At 63.7% G+C, this 19,699-nt stretch carries 17 protein-coding genes; 9 read left to right on the top strand and 8 right to left on the bottom strand.

Annotated features, from left to right (window positions below; all coding sequences use genetic code 11):
• The 4 genes from DMX11_RS07140 to DMX11_RS07155 form a co-directional block, all read right to left on the bottom strand.
• Entirely contained in the window at positions 1–3,564 is a 3,564-nt protein-coding gene (locus DMX11_RS07140; RefSeq protein WP_110743857.1) for a molybdopterin cofactor-binding domain-containing protein, read from the bottom strand.
• Complete coding sequence (locus DMX11_RS07145) at positions 3,561–4,034, bottom strand: (2Fe-2S)-binding protein (protein WP_110743858.1); 474 nt, start codon at positions 4,032–4,034, stop codon at positions 3,561–3,563. The genes DMX11_RS07140 and DMX11_RS07145 overlap by 4 nt, the downstream gene beginning before the upstream one ends.
• A gap of 249 nt (positions 4,035–4,283) precedes the next feature.
• Entirely contained in the window at positions 4,284–4,760 is a 477-nt protein-coding gene (locus DMX11_RS07150) for a MarR family winged helix-turn-helix transcriptional regulator (protein ID WP_110743859.1), read from the bottom strand.
• Positions 4,761–4,829: 69 nt separating this feature from the next.
• Entirely contained in the window at positions 4,830–5,882 is a 1,053-nt protein-coding gene (locus tag DMX11_RS07155) for a 2,5-dihydroxypyridine 5,6-dioxygenase (RefSeq protein ID WP_110743860.1), read from the bottom strand.
• 323 nt (positions 5,883–6,205) lie between these two features.
• On the opposite strand from DMX11_RS07155, the gene nicC reads away from it, so the two are divergent.
• The 6 genes from nicC (at position 6,206) to DMX11_RS07185 (ending at position 12,536) form a co-directional block, all read left to right on the top strand.
• Positions 6,206–7,354, top strand: coding sequence for a 6-hydroxynicotinate 3-monooxygenase (nicC, locus tag DMX11_RS07160; protein WP_110743861.1), 1,149 nt, complete (start codon positions 6,206–6,208; stop codon positions 7,352–7,354).
• Entirely contained in the window at positions 7,351–8,157 is an 807-nt protein-coding gene (nicD, locus tag DMX11_RS07165) for an N-formylmaleamate deformylase (protein ID WP_110743862.1), read from the top strand. The genes nicC and nicD overlap by 4 nt, the downstream gene beginning before the upstream one ends.
• Positions 8,158–8,170: 13 nt before the next feature.
• A complete protein-coding gene (locus tag DMX11_RS07170) occupies positions 8,171–8,923 on the top strand; it encodes an Asp/Glu racemase (RefSeq protein ID WP_012273183.1) in 753 nt (250 codons plus the stop codon).
• 14 nt (positions 8,924–8,937) lie between these two features.
• Entirely contained in the window at positions 8,938–9,579 is a 642-nt protein-coding gene (locus tag DMX11_RS07175; RefSeq protein WP_110743863.1) for an N-carbamoylsarcosine amidohydrolase, read from the top strand.
• 210 nt (positions 9,580–9,789) lie between these two features.
• On the top strand, positions 9,790–11,103 hold the full coding sequence (locus tag DMX11_RS07180) for an MFS transporter (RefSeq protein ID WP_110743864.1): 1,314 nt from the start codon (positions 9,790–9,792) through the stop codon (positions 11,101–11,103).
• 140 nt (positions 11,104–11,243) lie between these two features.
• Complete coding sequence (locus DMX11_RS07185; RefSeq protein WP_110743865.1) at positions 11,244–12,536, top strand: OprD family porin; 1,293 nt, start codon at positions 11,244–11,246, stop codon at positions 12,534–12,536.
• 110 nt (positions 12,537–12,646) lie between these two features.
• On the opposite strand, the gene DMX11_RS07190 is transcribed toward DMX11_RS07185, so the two are convergent.
• On the bottom strand, positions 12,647–12,832 hold the full coding sequence (locus DMX11_RS07190; RefSeq protein ID WP_110743866.1) for a hypothetical protein: 186 nt from the start codon (positions 12,830–12,832) through the stop codon (positions 12,647–12,649).
• Positions 12,833–13,254: 422 nt separating this feature from the next.
• Between DMX11_RS07190 and DMX11_RS07195 the strand changes: the two genes are divergently transcribed.
• Both DMX11_RS07195 and DMX11_RS07200 read left to right on the top strand, forming a co-directional pair.
• Positions 13,255–13,608 carry an SH3 domain-containing protein gene (locus DMX11_RS07195; protein ID WP_110743867.1) on the top strand — a complete coding sequence of 118 codons (354 nt, stop codon included), beginning with the start codon at positions 13,255–13,257 and terminating at the stop codon, positions 13,606–13,608.
• Between the two features lie 467 nt (positions 13,609–14,075).
• The gene (locus tag DMX11_RS07200) at positions 14,076–14,270 is read left to right on the top strand and encodes a hypothetical protein (RefSeq protein ID WP_110743868.1); all 195 of its coding nucleotides are present in this window, start codon (positions 14,076–14,078) and stop codon (positions 14,268–14,270) included.
• A 130-nt stretch (positions 14,271–14,400) separates the two neighbouring features.
• Here DMX11_RS07200 and DMX11_RS07205 read toward each other — a convergent pair whose 3' ends face one another.
• Positions 14,401–15,306, bottom strand: a complete 906-nt coding sequence (locus DMX11_RS07205) for a LysR family transcriptional regulator (protein WP_110743869.1) — start codon at positions 15,304–15,306, stop codon at positions 14,401–14,403.
• A 99-nt stretch (positions 15,307–15,405) separates the two neighbouring features.
• Here DMX11_RS07205 and DMX11_RS07210 point away from each other — a divergent pair, with 99 nt between their 5' ends.
• Positions 15,406–16,164: a TSUP family transporter gene (locus tag DMX11_RS07210; RefSeq protein WP_110743870.1), complete on the top strand. Its 759-nt coding sequence runs from the start codon at positions 15,406–15,408 to the stop codon at positions 16,162–16,164.
• Between the two features lies 1 nt (position 16,165).
• Here the strand turns inward: DMX11_RS07210 and DMX11_RS07215 are convergent, their stop codons facing one another.
• Positions 16,166–17,590, bottom strand: coding sequence for a GGDEF domain-containing protein (locus DMX11_RS07215; protein WP_110743871.1), 1,425 nt, complete (start codon positions 17,588–17,590; stop codon positions 16,166–16,168).
• Between the two features lie 125 nt (positions 17,591–17,715).
• Positions 17,716–19,548 carry an SLC13 family permease gene (locus DMX11_RS07220; RefSeq protein WP_110743872.1) on the bottom strand — a complete coding sequence of 611 codons (1,833 nt, stop codon included), beginning with the start codon at positions 19,546–19,548 and terminating at the stop codon, positions 17,716–17,718.
• Positions 19,549–19,699: the final 151 nt, after the last annotated feature.

A 19,699-nucleotide genomic window follows, 5' to 3' on the forward strand; every position in this document is an offset into this window, starting at 1 on the left:
TCAGTGGCTGCCTGGGTTGGCACGTACTTGCGCAGCCTTGGCCGCCAACCCTTGCCATGCCGGCTTGTCGGCGGCGAAGCGCTGGCGCAGGTAGGCCGCCAGGTCGGCTACCTGGCGGTCCGACAGGCTGTCCTTGAAGCCGGGCATGTAGCCCAGGTCACGGGTTGCCGGGGTTGGGATGCCATGCATGACCACCCGTAGCAGGTTGTCCGGCAACGCGCTGTGGAGGTTGCTGTTGACCGCCATCGACGGGCTGACGCCGAACAGCTTAGGCCCCAGGCCATCGCTGTGGCAGGCCATGCAGGCGCCTTTGAATACCCGCTCGCCATTGCTTATCGACACGTGCGTGTCCGCCTGGGGGGCGGCCTTGGTGACCACTGCCTGCGGCTCGCCGTCGAGTGAACTGAGGTAGTGGGCGATGGCACGCACGTCGCTTTTTGGCAGGGTGGCCAGTTCACTGACCACCGGGCCCATGGGGCCGGCCGCCACCCCGTGCTTTTCGGAAAAGCCGGTGCTCAGGTAGTTGAACAGTTCGTCTTCGCTCCACGGCGTGGATGACTTGGCCAGCCCATTCAGCGCTGGAGCTTCCCAGCCATCCACCAGGCCGCCGGCCAGGTAGCTGCTGCCGCGTTTTTCCGCGCCCATCAGGTTGCGCGGTGAGTGGCAGGCTGTGCAGTGGCCCAAGCCGTCGACAAGATAGGCGCCCCGGTTCCACTGCGCGCTGCGCTGTGGGTCGGGCTGATATTCGCCACGTTGCAGAAACAGCGCATTCCAGCCGGCCATCAGCGGCCTCTGGTTGAACGGGAAGCGCATCTGGTTGGCAGGTGCTTCCTGGCGTACCGGGGTTTGTGACATCAGGTAGGCATACAGCGCCTGCATGTCGGCGTCGTTGATGTTGCGAAACGAGGTGTAGGGGAAGGCCGGGTACAGGTGGCGGCCATCGCGGCTGATGCCTTCGCGCATGGCCCGCTCGAACGCACCGAACGACCAGCGGCCGATGCCGGTTTCCGGGTCGGGCGTGATGTTGGTGCTGTACAGCGTGCCGAACGGGGTTTCCATCGCCAGCCCGCCTGCATTGACTTTGCCACCGCTGACCGTATGGCACACGGCGCAGTCGCCGGCTGCGGCCACCTGGCGCCCGCGCTCGAGCATCGCGGCGCTCCAGCTGCCAGCGGCTGGCGGGGTTACCGGGGCGATTTCGGCGCGCCAGGGCAAGGCGGTGGCGAGCACGCCCAATGCAGCACCGAATACCCCGGCCAACGAGCCGAACCACCACTTCGAACGCTTGGCTGTCGGCGGTGCTGGCGCAGGTGCATCAGGGCCCTGACCTTCGCCATCGAGGGCGGCACGCACCCGCTCTGCCGTGATCGGCAGCTCGCGAAAGCGAATGCCGGTAGCGTCGAAAATGGCATTGGCGATGGCCGCCGCGCTGGGTACCGAGGCCGACTCGCCACTGCCCATGGGCGGCTCGTGCTGGCGTGGCAGCATCATCACGTCGATGGCGGGCAACTCGGGGAAGGTCAGGATCGGGTAGCCGCCCCATTCCTTGCTCGCCACCGTCGAGTCTTCGAAGCTGACCTGCTCCTTGAGCACCCGGCTGGTGGACTGGATGACGTTGCCGTGGATCTGGTGGCGCACGCCTTCGGGGTTGACCATCATCCCGGCATCGTGGCCGATCACCACCCGGGTGACGGCGACCTCACCGGTGCGCCGGTCCACTGCGACATCGGCCACCCACGCCGCCCAGGCCGCGCCAAAGCCTGGGAACTTGCTATGGATGTAGCGGGCATAGGCAAAGCCCCTGCCGCGCAGCACGTCACCTTCGGCCTGCGCCTGCATGGGCCGGGTATGCGGCTGCCATTCGGCGCGTTCGGCGGTGGCCTTGACCAGGTCGATTGCGCGTGGGTCGGACAGGTGCTTGAGGCGGTATTCGACCGGGTCGACACCCGCAGCGAACGCCAGCTCATCGATATACGATTCGTGAGCGAAACTGTTGGGCATGGCTGACACGCCGCGCATCCACGAGGCACGCACCAGCGGCGTCATGTCGTTGATGGTGACGCGCATGTGTTCGTAGTCATAAGGCGGGATCGAGGTGCGGTCGCCCATTTCGAACAAGGCCGGCACCGGCTCTACGGCACCGGTCAGCAGCAGGGCGAGGGTAGGCGCGCCGTTGGAAGGGTAGCTGGTCTGGAAGTCGTAGGCGGCCACGCTGCCGTCCGCGTTCAGGCCACCGTCGATTTCCATCAGTTGTGCAGTGCCCTTGGGCTCCCACACGTGTTCCTGCTCGCGGGTCAGTTGCACCCGCACAGGGCGCTGTACCGCCCGCGACAGCAGCACTGCGTCGGCGCACACGTCATCGGCGCAATTGCGGCCATAGCAGCCGGCGGCTTCCATGCGGATGATCTCGATGCGTTCTTCGCCGCATTCCAGCAACCAGGCCAGATCGGCGCGCAGCAGGTGCGGGTTCTGCGTCCCGGACCACACACGGATCTGCCCTGGCGTGAAGTCGGCCAATGCGCACGATGGGCCAATCGATGCGTGCAACTGGTACGGCCACAGGTAGCTGCGGCTCAGGCGCTGGCTGGCATTGGCGATGCCAGCGTCCACATCGCCCTGGTCCAGCACGGTGCGTTGCACCCGCGGGTTGTCGCGGATGGCTTGGGCGACATCGCTGAGGTCGGGCAGCTTGCCTGTAAAGGGCTTCCAGCTGATTTTCAGGTCATGGGCCGCACGGATGGCTTGTTCCTCGCGCTCGGCCACCACGCCGACGAAGTCGCGTATCACCACCACCGCCACCACGCCGGGCACATGGGCGATGGAGCTCTCATCCACCGCCAGCAGGCTATTGCCGACAAAGTCGCCGCTGTCGTGGCCGGCGTAGGGCGGGCGTATCACCCGGCCATGCAGCATGCCGGGCAAGCGCATGTCGTGCACGTAGGTCAGCTCGCCGGTGGCCTTGCCAGGGATATCTACCCGCGCGGCACTGCGCCCGACCAGGCGGTAGTCCTCGACGGCTTTCAGTGGGGCATCGTCGGCGATGCGCAGTTGCTGGTTATCACCTTGTACCAGTGCGGCGAAGCTCAGGGTGCTGCCGTTGCCGGCGACCACAGTGCCTTCTTCAATGCGCAGGTCTTGTGCCTCGCAGCCAAGCCGTTGTGCAGCCCGTTGCAAAAGGTGGCGCCGCGCGGTGGCCGCAGCCTTGCGCAAGGGTACGGCGGAAATCTGCAGGGTGGCGCTGGCAATGGTCGCGCCCTGGTTGGGTGCCCGCTCGGTGTCGCCCAGCACCATGTGCACCTGGTCCATGCGCAGGTCCAGCTCTTCGGCGACGATCTGCGCCAGCGAGGTGCGGATGCCGGTGCCCAGGTCGACGTGGCCGTTGAAGGCGTAGACCATGCCGTCGTCGCTGACCGCGATGAACAACGCCAGTTCGCGCGCCTTGACGGCAGGTGTCACCCCCTTGGCAACCGGGCCCGAGGGCGGGGTGATCTGGTCGACGATCAACAGCACGCCGGTCTTGGCCAGCAACTGGTCACGGCTGGGCACCTGTTGTGAGTGGTTCATGCTTTCCTCCGGGTGTCGGCGGCGCGGCGCACGGCGCGCAGGATTTCAACGTGGGTGCCGCAGCGGCACAGGTTGCCGGACAGTTCGTTGCGAATCTGTTCGTCGCTGGGATCGGGAATGCGGTCGAGCAGGGCCTTGGCGGTCATGATCATGCCGTTCATGCAGTAGCCGCACTGAGCCGCCTGCTCGTCGATGAACGCCTGTTGCACCGGGTGCGGCGCGGCCTTGCAGCCCAGCCCTTCGAGGGTGGTGATATCGCGGCCGGCGGCGCCGGCCAAGGGGATGACGCAGGAGCGGGCGGCCACGCCATCGATGATCACCGTGCATGCCCCGCATTCGCCCAGGCCGCAGCCGTACTTGGGGCCGTTCAGGTACAGGTCGTTGCGCAGGACAAGCAGCAGCGGGGTGTCGGGCATGGCGCTGACTTCGACCGGCTGGCCGTTGACCTGCAGGGAGATGGTTGTTTGCATTATTGGCTCATCTCTGGGGGTTGCTTGCGCTACCAAAGGACTCAAATGATTTGAGATTTTCGGTAAGTACTCACTACATGAAATGAGTGAGCAAGAAGCAGGCCAGAGATGAATTTGCAGAGCGCTGTGATGGGGGTGATGGGTATGGCGGAAGATTATTGGCGCCAGGGAAATCGAGCGCCGCCTGCGCGGCGCTCGATCTCGAAGACCTCGTATCTGTGACGGCAATCGCAGCAGTCACAACAAATTTCAGCCCGGGTTTTCGTCGCTGTCGATCATCTTGCGCAGCAGGTAAAGGATGGCCACGCGCTCACCGGCATTCAGGCTGCCCATGCTCAGTTCGCTGATCTGCCGGGCGCAGGGGATCATGGCGTCAAGTAATGCCGCGCCGCTGTCAGTGAGTTCGACGATGACCTTGCGCCGGTCGCCCGGGTCTGGCGACAGCTGTACCAGTTCGCGCGCCTTCAGGCGCTCGACGATGCCGCGGATGGTTGCCTGGTCTACCGCCGTGGCCTTGATCAGCTCAGCTTGCGAGCTGGGGCCGTGGTCGCGCAGGGCGCACAGGGTAACGAACTGGATCGAGGTCAACTGCGGGTCGCAGGCCTGTTGCTGGAAGATCGCCGTGTGCCGCTGGTAGGCCTTGCGCAGCAGGTGGCCGACCTGTTCGGTGACGTCATAGGGGGTGGTGTCGAGCGGGGGGCTGCTGGGGTTGGTTTTGTTCGGCATAGGATGGCTTGGGCTGGTGGAAAGGTGCTGGCCGGCCGCCAATAGCGGAGCGCCCGGCCAGTATAACCACTATCGTGCCCGCGACTCCTCTGGTGCTACCACGTCGCCTGCCAGCACCACGGCCTTGTCATCCAGGTAGATATCGCAGTTGCGCAGCGGGATGTCCAGGTGGCATGGGGTTTTGCGCTTGCCGCCGACCTCGGTGTTGGGGCCGGTGGAGAACAGGAAGTTGCCATAGAACGCACGGGCATCCATGCCCATGCCGTCGTTGCGATCGTGCAGGCCCATGGCGGTCCACTGCGCACGCGGCTGCAGCCCCCAGCCGATGTGGGAGATGCCGTACACCTCGGGGTCATTGAAGTACTTCATGTAGTCGCGCAGGTACTCAGCCTCGAAGCCGCCATGGATGCCGGTGATAAAGCCTTTTTCGATCTCCAGGGTAATGCGCTCGCGGCAGTAGTTCTTGAACGGCAGGATGATGTCGCCGACGTCCAGCACCAGCGTGCCTTCGGCGCTGTCTTCGTTCGGCCAGGTGAACAGGAAGCCGCTTGGCCAGTGGTCCCAGCGCCCCGGCTCGTCGGCATAGCCGTACTCGGTCACGGCCGGATACTGACCGAGCGGGGCGTGGAAGTCGCTGCCGGCCTTGGACCGCACATGCATGCTTCGCGCCTGTTTCAGCAGGGTTTCGGCGGCCAGCACGCGGCGTTTGTCGTCCTCGGTGGGTAGCATGCGCGCCAGCACTTCCGGTGGCTCTACCGCCAACAGGATGCGCGTGCCGGTCTTGAGGATCTGCTCCTGCTCAGGCGAGTGCAGCAGCATCATGGTGTCGACGACCAGGTCGGCCGCTTCCAGCGCCCGCTGCGCCGCCAGGTTGCCGGTCAGCGCGGTGTCGCCGCAGTAGGCCGTCATGTCATTGCCCATGGCCGTGGGGTGGTTGAACGCTGGCAGCTCTACCGCATACACCTTGGCCTTCAAGCGCTGGGCGGCCTCCATGGCGGCGTTGACCGTGCGCGGGTCTGAATAGTGGCTCTTGAGCACAGCCACGCTTTGCGTTTCGTCGACGCGAGACAGCTTCAGTACGTGCTCGAACATCTGGGTCAGTTGTGCATTGCTCACCGGCATCGGGGTTCTCCTGGGTGGCGTTGACAGGGGGCGCACCATGGCGGTGCCTGGTGCTTCATCTCGGTGCAAAATAATAGTGTGTACACCATACATTTGCAGATGAAAGCGCATCCTGCCAGCGAGCGCAAGTTATCTGTTAAAACGTTACCTATTCACACAATGCTCAGTATTTGCAGTAACAATAGGCCGAATGGCGTTCCCGTCAGCGGTTTGAAAAAATATTTCCACCACCCTCTTTTCAAATTGCATTTGTAGCGTATACGCTCTAAATCGTCAGGCGGCCGAACGGCTGACCACACATGAGAACAAGAGGAGACACACCCATGCGGGGTAGGCAGAAAATCGCAATCGTCGGTGCAGGTCTGGGTGGGGCAGCGGCCGCCACGTTGCTGCAGCAGGCCGGCTTCGATGTAGAAGTGTACGAGCAGGCGCCGGCGTTCACCCGCCTTGGCGCGGGTATCCATATCGGCCCCAACGTGATGAAGATCTTCCGCCGCATGGGGCTTGAGCAGAAGCTGGAACTGATGGGGTCGCACCCGGACTTCTGGTTCAGCCGCGACGGCGCCAGCGGCGATTACCTGTCGCGCATCCCGCTGGGGGATTTTGCCCGCCGCGAGTATGGTGCGGCCTACATCACCATCCACCGCGGCGATCTGCATGCCCTGCAAATCGACGCGATCAAGCCGGGTACCGTGCATTTTGGCAAGCGCCTGGAAAAGATCGTCGATGAAGGCGACCAGGTACGTCTGGACTTCGCCGACGGCAGCCACACCGTGGCCGACATCGTCATTGGTGCCGACGGTATCCACTCGAAGATCCGCGAAGAGCTGCTGGGCGCCGAAGCGCCGAACTACAGCGGCTGGGTCGCGCATCGGGCACTGATCCGCGGCGTCAACCTGGCGCAGCATGCCGATGTATTCGAGCCCTGCGTCAAGTGGTGGTCTGAAGATCGCCACATGATGGTGTACTACACCACCGGCAAGCGCGACGAGTACTACTTCGTCACCGGCGTGCCACACGAGGCCTGGGACTTCCAGGGCGCCTACGTCGACAGCAGCCAGGAAGAAATGCGCGCCGCCTTCGAAGGCTACCACCCCACGGTGCAGAAGCTGATCGACGCCACCGAATCGATCACCAAGTGGCCGCTGCGCAACCGCAACCCCTTGCCGCTGTGGAGTCGTGGCCGCCTGGTCATGCTGGGTGACGCCTGCCACCCGATGAAGCCGCACATGGCCCAGGGTGCATGCATGGCCATCGAGGACGCGGCCATGCTGACCCGCTGCCTGCAGGAAACCGGGCTGTCCGACCACCGCACCGCGTTCGCGTTGTATGAAGCCAACCGCAAAGAGCGGGCCTCGCAGGTGCAGGCGGTATCCAACGCCAACACCTGGCTCTACAGCCAGGAAGATCCGGCCTGGGTCTACGGCTACGACCTGTACGGCCAGCAGCTCAAAAGCGGGGAGGCGGCATGACGACCTTCGTCGCCGGCGGCAACGTCAGCGCCAATGGCATCCGCCAGCACTACCTGCGCTACGGCGGCAAAGGCCAGGCGCTGATCCTGGTACCGGGCATTACCAGCCCGGCGATCACCTGGGGCTTCGTCGCCGAGCGCCTTGGCCAGCACTTCGACACCTATGTCCTGGATGTGCGCGGGCGCGGCTTGTCTTCAAGCGGCCCGCAACTGGATTACGGCACCGATACCTGTGCTGCGGATATCCCGGCCTTTGCCGCAGCGCTGGGCCTGGATAGCTACCACCTGGTCGGGCATTCGATGGGGGCGCGCTTTGCGATTCGCGCTGCCGCCCAAGGGGCGCCCGGGCTGCAGCGGCTGGTGCTGGTCGACCCTCCAGTGTCTGGGCCGGGCCGCCGTGCCTACCCAAGCAAGCTGCCGTGGTATGTCGATTCGATCCGCCAGGCCTCAGTTGGCATGAGCGGTGACGACATGCGTGCCTTCTGCGCCACCTGGAGCGACGAGCAACTGTCGCTGCGTGCCGAATGGCTGCACACCTGCTACGAGCCGGCGGTCGTGCGTGCCTTTGAAGATTTCCACACCGTGGATATCCACCAGTACCTGCCCGCCGTGCGCCAGCCGGCGCTGCTGATGGTGGCCGGGCGTGGCGGGGTGATCGAGCCCTGCGACATCGCCGAACTTCGCGAGCTGAAGCCGGACATCCAGGTTGCCCAGGTGGACAACGCTGGCCACATGATCCCTTGGGATGACCTGGACGGCTTCTTCGCCGCCTTTGGCGACTTCCTCGACCAACCCCTAGTCTGACGGAGCACGCAACATGACCAAGCTATACCGCATCGGCCAGATCGTGCCGAGCTCGAACACCACCATGGAAACCGAGATCCCGGCGATGCTCCACGCCCGCCAGGCCATCCGCCCCGAGCGCTTCACCTTCCATTCCAGCCGCATGCGCATGAAGCAGGTGAAGAAGGAAGAGCTGGCGGCCATGGACGCCGAGTCCGACCGCTGCGCGGTGGAGCTGTCCGACGCCAAGGTCGACGTGCTGGGCTACGCCTGCCTGGTGGCGATCATGGCCATGGGCCTGGGTTATCACCGCCAATCGGAGAAGCGCCTGCAGCAGGCCACCGCCGACAACGACGCGCTGGCGCCGGTGATCACCAGTGCCGGGGCGCTGGTCGAGGCCTTGCATGTGATGAAGGCCAAGCGCATTGCCATCGTCGCGCCGTACATGAAACCGCTGACCGAGTTGGTGGTGAACTACATCCGCGAGGAAGGCTTCGAGGTGCAGGACTGGCGCGCGCTGGAAATCCCTGACAACCTCGCCGTTGCCCGCCACGACCCGGCCAACCTGCCAGGCATTGTCGCCGGCATGGACCTTGAAGGCGTCGATGTGGTGGTGCTCTCGGCCTGTGTGCAAATGCAGTCGCTGCCGGCAGTGGCCAAGGTCGAGGCGCAAACCGGCAAACCCGTGGTCACCGCGGCGATCGCCACCACCTACGCCATGCTCAAGGCGCTGGACCTGGAGCCGGTCGTACCCGGCGCCGGTGCCCTGCTGTCAGGCGCTTACTGAACCGGGAGGCGGACATGAGCGACGCACAGAGCGCCCGTGACAATTACCAAGGGGTGTGGGGCCAGCGCATCGGCTTTGGTCGCAAGCCGGCCCTGTTGATGATCGATTTCATGCAGGGCTATACCACCCCCGGCGCACCGCTCTACGCCCCGGGAGTGGTCACGGCGGTGGAGCAGGCCGCCGGCCTGCTGGCGCTGGCCCGCGATTGCGGCACATTGGTGGTGCACACCAATATCCGCTACCAGCCGCCGCATTTCGCCGATGGCGGTGTGTGGGTGCGCAAGGCGCCAGTAATGAAGGACATGGTCGAAGGCAACCCGCTGGCGGCGTTCTGCGAGGCCGTCGCACCCCAGCCGGGGGAAGTGGTGCTGAGCAAGCAGTACGCCAGTGCCTTCTTCGCTACCAGCCTGGCCCCGCTGCTGCATGCCCAAGGGGTGGACACCGTGGTGCTGGCCGGCTGCTCCACCAGCGGCTGTATCCGCGCCAGTGCGGTGGATGCCATGCAGCATGGTTTCCGAACCATCGTGGTGCGTGAGTGCGTCGGTGACCGTCATAACGACCCGCACGAAGCCAACCTGTTCGACATCGACAGCAAGTATGGCGATGTCGTCACCCGGCAGGACGCCATGCAGCAACTCAGGCAACTGGCCGGCTGAACGCCGGGCAGCGCCTTACCCAATAACAATCAAGGAACGGTGCCGGAAGCCCGTTCATGAACGCCTGCTGTCCGGGCGGTCGCCCCGCAGGAGCACTCGGGGTCTTTCAGGCGTTACCCAGGTACGCCGCGTATAGTGCGCGGCGTGCCCGGCGCGTCGAAAACTGCTGGCCTTAAAACAACCACAAAGTCGCCCGCCAGGAGACAGGAAATGCCAATTGCGAACGCAACCACGGTCCACAGTGACACTGACCATGGCACGAAAGCGCTGTACAGCAGGATCACCTGGAGGCTCATCCCCTTCCTGTGCTTCTGCTACCTCGCAGCTTATCTGGACCGCATCAATGTCGGCTTCGCCAAGCTGCAGATGCTCGAAGACCTGCAGTTCAGCACCGCCGCCTATGGTCTGGGTGCCGGGCTGTTCTTTGTCGGCTATATCATTTTCGAGGTGCCAAGCAACCTGATCCTGCAGCGCGTCGGCGCCAAGCTGTGGATCGCCCGCATCATGATTACCTGGGGCCTGCTGTCGGCCTGCACCATGTTCGTCAGCACCACTACGCAGTTCTACATCCTGCGTTTCCTGCTCGGCGCGGCCGAGGCCGGCTTCCTGCCGGGCGTGCTGTTCTACCTGACCATGTGGTACCCCACCTATCGGCGCGGGCGCATCATTGCCCTGTTCATGATCGGGCTGCCATTGTCGAGCGTGATCGGCGGGCCCATTTCCGGCTGGATCATGGGGCATTTCGACCAGGTGCACGGTTTGCACGGCTGGCAGTGGCTGTTCTTGCTGGAGGCGATCCCCAGCGTGCTGCTCGGCATCCTCACGTTCTGGGCATTGCCCAATCACTACCAGCAGGCCAAGTGGCTTTCAGCCGCAGACAAGGCCCAACTGGCGGCAGACCTGGCCGCCGACGATGCCGAGGGCAAGGACAGCAAGCACAGCTTCCGTGACGGCTTCTTCAACCTGAAGGTGTGGATGCTCGGTGGCATCGATTTCTCGATCCTGCTCAGCGCCTATGCCATGGGTTTCTGGATGCCGACCTTCATTCGTGATGCGGGCGTCAGCGACACCTTCCACATCGGCTTGCTCACGGCCATCCCGAGCCTGGCCGCGCTGGCCGGCATGCTGATGATCGGCGCCAGCTCCGACCGCCACCGCGAGCGCCGCTGGCACATCATCGTGCCGTTCATCATTGGTGCAATTGCCATGGCCAGCAGCACCTTGTTCAGTCAGAACCTGGTAATGACCGTACTGCTGTTCGCCATCGCCTCGGCGGCGATCATCGGCGCAGTGCCGGTGTTCTTCAGCCTGCCGGCGACCTTCCTCAAAGGCACCGCGGCGGCCACCGGATTCGCCCTGGCTTGCTCGGTGGCCAACATCGCCGGCCTGGTCAGCAACTCGCTGATGGGCATGGTGACTGACCTGACGGGGACTTCCCACGCGGCGCTATGGGTGTTCGCCGGCTGCCTGATTCTCAGCTGCTTCCTGGTCATCGCCCTGCCGGCGAAGCTGGTCAACCGCTAGCGGCCCAGCGCTTCTCGCAACGGCAGGGCAGGCGGGCCGGGTGCCCGCCTGCCGACCCTTTCCCTATGCAACCCGCACGTCGGTAGCCGCACAAGGCTACCGCGCCGGGTCGCTGTTGCCCGAAATCCAGGAGTAGCCCCATGCAAGGTTTCATAACACCACGTTTTTCTTCGTCTGCGCGCCTGGCCGGTGGCTGTATTGCCGCCGCGCTCTGCACCGAGGCCTCGGCTGAAGAGGCTGGGTTCATCGAAGGTGCCCGCGCCACGCTGCAGGCGCGCAATTACTTTTTTAGCCGTGACTATGCCGACATCAAGGGCGCGAGTAGCCAGTCGCGTACCCAGGAATGGGCGCAGGGTTTTATCCTCAATGCCAGCTCGGGGTATACCCAGGGCACCGTAGGCGTTGGCGTGGACGTGACCGGCCTGCTGGGCTTCAAGCTCGACAGCAGCCCGGAGCATGCCAAGTCGGGCTTGCTGCCCAGCCTGGACAGCGGTAAGTCGGCTGACGAATACAGCCGCCTGGGCGCGGCAATCAAGTTCAAGGTGTCGCAGACCGAGCTGAAGGTGGGCGAGTTGATGCCCAACCTGCCTGTGCTGTTGTTCAGCGACTTGCGCCTGCTGCCACCGACCTATCAGGGGGCGATGCTGGAGTCGCGCGAATTTGCCGGGCTGACCCTGAATGCCGGCCAGTTCCGCTCCACCAGCCTGCGCGACTCGTCCAACAGCCAGAAGATGTACGCGCTGGTGAACGACCCGATCAACCCGGCGCGACTGGCGCGGTTCACCAGTGACCGCTTCAACTACGTGGGCGCCGAATATGCCTTCAACGAGAACCGCACCAGCGTGGGCGTGTGGCAGGCGCAGCTGGAAGATATCTACCAACAGCGCTTCTACAGCTTCAAGCACGCCGAGCCGTTGGGTGACTGGACACTGGGGGTGAATGCCGGTTATTTCGATGCCCGCGAAGACGGCCGCAAGGTTGCCGGTGACTACGACAACCATGCCCTGTTCAGCCTGTTCTCGGCCAAGACCGGTGGGCATACCTTTTACGTGGGCTACCAGCAGATCGGCGGTGACGATGGCTTTATCCAGGTGGGCGCGAACACCAACCCGATGGGCAATACGTTGCCGACTTATGAGTTTTCGGCGCCGGGCGAGCGGTCGTGGCAGGTGCGCCATGACTTCAACTTCGTCGCGCTGGGCATTCCGGGCCTGACCTCGACCCTGCGCTATGTGAACGGGCGGGACGTAGACACCGGGCTGGGTTTTGAAGGGCGTGACCGCGAGCGGGATCTGGACCTGGCCTACGTGGTGCAGAGCGGACCGCTGGCGGGTTTGGGTGTACGCATTCGCAACGTGATGGCGCGCTCCAATTACCGCAGCGATATCGATGAAAACCGGTTGATTGTGAGTTACACGGTCAAGTTGTTTTGAAGGTACAGGGTAGTTGCAGTGATGCACGAAATGCTGGGGCCGCTTTGCGGCCCTTTCGCGACACCAGGCCGCTTCCACAGGAATCGCGCAAGTCTTCAGGCCATCAGGCCTCACTGCAAGGTCACAGGCTTCATGTCGCCCGGCAATTGCCGAATCGCCGCTTCCAGCTGTGCAATTAGCCCCGCAAGCTGATCCGCCTCCTTGTTCTTGCCCTCATTTCTCAGGCGGTCCCGCTCAATGCGCAGGTTGAGCAAATTTTTCTGCAGTTTCAGGGCCGAGGTATTGAACGGGTCCATGTGGTTCTCACGCTGTGGGCTTCCATGCCGTTGTAGGAAAAATGGACCGTAGCATCTCGATTTTGCTCCAGAAACTGATGTTTCATACAGGCAAATCCTGTCGTTGTCCGTTTTCCTACATCGCGTGGTAAAGCGTCCTACATCCGGCGTTTCAAATCATGTCCTCGTAACCAGCCCGACAGCCCGGCTTTGCCGGGTTCGATCATTTTTCGATGGGGTAGCCCTGCGGCACAGGGCCCCTCGCGCATTCTGAAACGTTATGTAGCACTTACCGTCCTGCTTTTGCCGCGAGGGTGGGTGCAACTTGCTCGCGGCGGTGAAGGTCATAAGGCCAGCCATGCAGCAGGATCGCCACAAACGCGCGGCAGCGGCGGTGTGTTCTGTGGCTGCTACCATCGAAGTTTTCGGCCAGGGAGAGGCCCATGCATTACGTCGTGATCGAAACGCACCGCAGTGAATACCCGCGGCCAATCCGCTTCGCCAAGGGCACCTTGCTGGATATTGGCCCGCGCTACGAAGGCGAGCCGGGCTGGCAGGACTGGTACCTGTGCAGCTGCACCGGCCAGGAGCCCGGCTGGGTGCCGGCGCAGCTTATCGAACGGCTCAGCGTGGGCCAGGGCAGGGCACTGGACCATTATTGCGCGCACGAGCTGGATGCCGAACCGGGCCAGCTGGTGCAGCTGGTTCGCCCGCTCAATGGCTGGGTCTGGTGTCGGCGCCATGGCAATGGTGAACTCGGCTGGCTACCGGCAGAAAAACTTCAGCGACTGACCTGAGCTGCACCTGCCGCCACAACAGCGTGCGCAGGAAGCAGCGCGTGCGTTGTGGCAACGTGCATTTGCCCCCGCCCAAGAAACATGAGGACCATCTGATCCGCTTTTTTTCCGCAAACCTGAATCTGTAACCGTATCAGCCCAGGCTCGACAATGTGCTCATTCCCGCATCACAACTGTAGAGGTTCCAATGGGCAAGCTGGCGCTGTTCCTCGGTGGTTTTCTGCTGCTGACCATTCTGATCGGTCTGCTTGGCACGATTCCGCCGAGCTGAATGCAAACTGCGGTTTACCTGCGCGGCCCGTCTAGTTCAAGAGGCGGGCCCAACACCTGACCAAGTGGCCAGTATTCCCCTGCTTTGCACTGCTGGACAAGCGGTAGGTGCAAGTCATTCTCAAGTGTAAAAGCCTCGTGTAGTCTCCCGCCGCCGTTCATTCGGTCGGTGTTTTTGTCTTGGAGTCGACACATTCATGGAATGCAACAAAGGCACTTCAGCCATGCTGGAGTGGCGTAGCCGTTTTCTCGCTGAAGGGGCGCTTGATGAGCAGGTTTATGACCAGGCACTGCGCAATGCCGAGGCGCTTGAGCAAGCCGGAGTCATCAGCACGGCCGAGTGGATCGAGCTGGTCAAACTGGCCAATTCGGCCTTGCTGGTTGTGCGATAAGTCGTTCTTAGCGCTGGGAAATCTGTCCACAAAAAACGTGGGTAGGTCTGTGGATAAAGTGCTGTAAGCCAAGCCCCCGGCGGCCTCTGTTAAATTGAGCAGAAATTGAACAGTGGTTTCGAGGGCTGATTCAACGGGCCATGCCGGCCCGGCGTAGGGCTGCCAGCAGGTCGCGGAACCGTGCCGGCAGTTCGCCGGCAGGGAATACGGCGTGCATCTGTGGGTCCTGACCGCTGCTGGAAGTCAGGCGGTATTGTGGGCACACGCGGACCAGGCGCTCGGCCGCCACTTGTGCTTCGCCAACCCAGGCGGCCAGGCGGGCGATGCCGGCACCGGCCAAGGCAGCATGGTACACCGCGGTGCCCGAACCTAGACGCAGCCGGGGCCGCGGGCGCAGGCTGGTGATCTGCCCATCGCGGCAGAAGTGCCAAGCCTTGAGAATGCGTGGCGCTGTGTGCAGGATCAACGTGTGCCCCTCCAGCTCTTCCGGGTGTTGCGGCGTACCGGCCAAGGCCAAGTACGTCGGGCTGGCATACAGGTGGCGCTGATAGGGCCATAGTGGGTAGCCGATCAGTTCGCTCGATTGCGGGAAGGCGCCGCGTACCACGAAATCGAATTTGTCCTGCAGCGGGTCAAGCGCCTCATCGCTGTACTGCACATCCAGGGTCACCTGGGGGTGGCACCGAGAAAACTCGGCAAGGACCTGCGGCAGCACATGTTCACCGAGTAGCTGCGGTACGGCAAAGCGGACCCAGCCTTGGGCGCTGCCACTGAGCGCGGCCAGTTCGTCGGCAGCGTCGCGTTGCACATCCAGCAAGCGTTCGGCGTGGGGCAGCAGGCGCTCACCCGCTTCTGTCAGCGTGACGGCATTGGCGTTACGGTTGAGCAGCTTGCTCCCGGCATTGTCTTCCAGCGTTTGGACTGCACGGGTCACGGCGCTGGGCGAGCGCCCCAGTGCACGGGCGGCGGCAACGAAGCTGCGCTTGTGCGCCACGCTGACGAATGCCTGAATTTCTCGCAGCATGTCCAATGCCATTGCCGGGTCCTCGTTGCAGATTTTGCAATATGGCATTTCAACACAAGTGCGCCTCTTTGATTAGCCTTGCACGTCTTAACTGCCTGGAACCGCTTACTCATGGATATTGCCGTGCTCTCTGTGTTCGCCTTCGCCGCTGGGCTGATCGATGCCGCCGTGGGTGGCGGCGGGCTGATCCAGATCCCGGCCCTGTTCAACGTGCTGCCTACCGCGCAACCGGCAGCATTGCTGGGCACCAACAAGCTGGCGTCGGTGTGTGGCACGGCCTTCGCCGCGCGCTCGTTCATTCGCAAGGTGACACTGGATTGGGGCCTGATCGTACCGGCGGCAGTCAGCGCCTTCGTCATGTCGTTCGTCGGTGCCGCCACGGTGTCGCTGGTGCCGCCCAGCGTGATGCGTCCGGCTGTTCTGGTGCTGATCGTGCTGATGGCCATCTACACCTTCTGCAAGAAGGATTTTGGCACTCTGCACAAACCAGCGCGGATCGGCCGCAAGGAACAATGCCTGGCGGTGCTGATCGGTGGGGCCATCGGCTTCTACGATGGCTTGTTCGGCCCGGGTACCGGCAGTTTCCTGATCTTCCTGTTCATCCGCTTCTTCGCCTTGGATTTCTTGCACGCCTCGGCCTCAGCCAAAGTGGTGAACATTGCTACCAACCTGGCGGCGCTGGTGTTCTTCGTGCCGTCGGGCAACGTGCTGTATGCCATCGCCCTGCCCATGGCGGTGTGCAACATCCTGGGGGCGCTGACCGGCACCTGGCTGGCGGTACGCAAGGGCGCCGGTTTTGTCCGCGGGTTGTTCCTGGTGCTGTTGTGTGTGCTGATCGCCAAGCTGTCGTGGGACTTGCTGGCGGGCTAGTTCAGCTCACCTGGCGCTGTGCTTCGGTCTGCTCGACACGGTTGCGGCCATGGGCCTTGGCTCGGTACAGCGCGTGGTCGGCGCTTGCCAGCAGTTCGTCCAGGCTGGGGGCCGGCACGTCAGCGTCGCAGCCAGTCACGCCAATACTCACGGTAATTTGCAGGCGCTGGCCCCCCTGCAGCACGTGCAGGTCCTGCACGGCGCGGCGCAGGCGCTCGGCAGTGAACTTGGCCCGCTCCGGCGCAAGGCCGGGGAGAACAACCACGAACTCCTCGCCCCCCAGGCGGGCGAACAGCTCATCGTTATGCAACTGGTCTTGCAGGGTGCCGGCGAATTGGCGCAGCACCTGGTCACCGACCGCGTGGCCGTGGGCATCGTTGATCGATTTGAAGTGGTCGATGTCCAGCATCATCAGGGTCAGCGGGAGCGCCTGGGCGTGCTGCTGGCGGCTGTCCAGCAGTGCGTTGGCGCGGCGGGTGAAGGCGCTACGGGTGAGCACGCCGGTGAGGTGGTCGATGGTGGCCTGGTGCGCCAGCCGAGCCATCAGGCTGCGGTTGGCCTGGCTGACGCAGGCCACCACCAGCGGCCCGAGTACCAGCATGGCAATGCCCAGGCGTGCGGACATCAGCGTTGTGACCCCGGGCTCGCTTTGCGGCACGCTGAAGTGCATCAGGTTCTGCGCCACCGCCACGATCAAGGTGCTGCCGGCGGTGAGGGTCAGCAATGAAACCAGGAATGGCGAGTAGGTCCAGGCGCACCAGAGCAAGGCGGCAATCGGGAAGGCAATCGCCCCTGGGCCCCCGAACGCGATGCTGAACGCCAGCGAGGCCATTAACACCAGCAGCGGCGCCAGGCGGATGGCCTGCGCACCGCCGCGCACCATGGCGCGTGCCGAGGGCGCGGTAAGCAGCACCGGTAGCACCAGCACGCCGGTCGAGAATTGCTCGCTGAACCATGCCAGCCACGTGGCGCGCAACGATTGTTCGAACCACGGCGCGGCCATGACCGCGGCCATGCTGGCCGCCACCATGGCGCCGGCGGCGCAGGCGGCGAACACGCTGAGCACGCCGTGCGGGGTGCGCATGCGCCGATGCAGGCGCGGCGAGCGCGAAAGCAGTTGCCAAAGCGTGACCACCACGCCCAGGTTGCACAGGTTGAACCACAGCGCTGGGGCCCAGGCGCTCCCACACAGCAGGTCGGCGCCGACCATTGCCAGCCACACCAGGCTGAACCCGGCAGGCGTGGCCTGGCGGGGGTAGCGCAGCAGCAGGCCAGCCAGTACCGCATTCACCGGCCAGAACAGCGACAGCGATTCGATCGGGCGGGCCAGGATGCCGCCCAAGGTGAGGCCAAAGGTCAGGCACAGCAGAATGACATAAGGCAACAAGCGCGATTGGGCTGGATGAACCATGAGCGCGACCGGCAAGCGGAAACGAAATCCAGGACAACGGCTTGAAGCACCTGGGGCAATGAGCAGCAGTGTGGTTCGTCAGGGTACTTGATGTCAATCTGCCGCGATCGGTCGAGATAATGCCAGGTTGCCTGCGATTGTCATTGCAAGCCAAAGAACCACGGCACCATGACCACAGTGACCAGCATCACCAGCACGGTGAATGGCACGCCGATTTTGACGAAGTCGGCGAAGCGGTATTGCCCCGGCCCCAGCACCAGCGTGTTGACCGGCGATGACACCGGCGTCATGAACGCTGCCGATGCGGCCAGCGCTACGGTCATGGCGAACGGGTAGGGCGACATGCCCAGCTGCGCCGCCGTGCTGACGGCTACTGGCGCCATTAGCACGGCAGTGGCGTTGTTGAAAATAAACAAGCCAATCACCGCCGTGACGGCGAACAGGCAGGCAAGGATGGCACTGGGGCCGGCGCCGCCCAGCACGCCGACCAGCCCGCCTACCGCCAGGTCGATACCGCCGGTTTTCTGCAGCGCCTGGGCAAATGGCAACATGCCGACGATCAGCACCAGGCTTTGCCAGTGAATGGCCCGGTAGGCGCTGTTCATGTCGATGCAACGGCCGGCACCCATCAACAGGCAGCCAATCAGCGCGGCGATGACATTGGGCACCGCGCCGCTGACCATCAGCCCGACCATCACCGCCAGGCTCAGCAATGCCTGTGGCGCACGGGTGCGGGCAGGCGCCACCTGATCGATCTCTGCGGGCAGGCTCAGGACCAGGAAATCCTTGGGTTTGCTTTGCAACAGGCGCACGGCCTTCCAGGGGCCGACCACCAGCAGGGTGTCGCCCAGGCGCAGCTTTTCTTCCACCAGTTGTTCTTCTATAGCCGCCTGCTCGCGGCGCAGGCCGACCACGTTGAGGTCGTAGCGGGTACGAAAGGCAAGTTCCAGAATGGTCTTGCCGATCAGTTGTGAACCTGGTGGCAGTGACACCTCGGCCATGCCCAGGTCCTGGGACTGGTCGATGAAATAGGCCGCCTTGAAATGCAGCGGTTCCAGCTGCATGGTCTGGCACAGGCTGCGCAGGTCGTCACGGTTGGCGAACAGGTCGAGCAGCAGCACGTCGCCCTGTTGCAGCACGGTGCTGGACCCGGCGGAGATCACCCGGGTGGTGAACTTGTGCTGGCGCTCGATGCCGATCACGTTGGCACCGTGCCGGGTGCGCAGCTCCAGTTCGCCGAGGGTGTGGCCGATCAGTGGCGAGTTTGGGCGGATGCGCAGGCGCCGCTCACGGCCGTTGAGCTTGTAGTCCAGTACCAAGTCCAGCAGCGTGCGTCGGCTTTCCACGCGGCCATCCTTGCGCACTTCACCATTGAGCCACTTGCGGGTCAGCAGCATGTAGCCGATGCCCATCACCAGCACCACCAGACCGAACGGGGTGAAGCTGAAGAAGCTGAAGCCCGCGTGGCCATGGCGTACCAGCTCGCTGTGCACCACAACGTTGGGTGGCGTGGCGACCAGGCTTAGCATACCGCTGATCAGGCCGGCGAAGGCCAGTGGCATCATCAGGCGACTGGGGGATAGCTGCAGGCGTGCGGCGATGCTCAACACCACCGGTATGAAAATGGCGACCACGCCGGTTGAGCTCATGATCGAGCCTAGCCCGGCCACGGCCACCATCAGCAGTACCAGCAGGCGGGCCTCACTGTTGCCAGCCCGCTCGCTCATCCACTCGCCGATGCGGTAGGCGATACCGGTGCGGACCAAGCCTTCGCCAAGTACGAACAGGGCAGCGATCAATACCACGTTGGGGTCGCTGAAGCCGGCCAGGGCCTGCTCCACGGTCAGTATGCCGAGCAATGGCAGGGCGAGGATCACCAATAGCGCGACCACGTCCATGCGTGGGCGGTTGATGACGAACAGGACAATGACAATGGCCAGCAGGCCGAGGACCCAGAGCAGCTCTTGGTTCATGGGGAGGGGGTGTTCCTTCACACGGAGGCACGATAGACAGTAGCAGCCAGTGTGCCAGCTTGCGGTGAAGGGGGTGTTGATGTGCTGCAGTGTTTCGGGGGCAAGACTGTCCGGCAGGAACAGACTTGTGATGCAAAGCGGCCGGTCATGC

Origin of the sequence: Pseudomonas sp. LB-090624 (genome assembly GCF_003205205.1) — a bacterium.
Taxonomy (GTDB): domain Bacteria; phylum Pseudomonadota; class Gammaproteobacteria; order Pseudomonadales; family Pseudomonadaceae; genus Aquipseudomonas.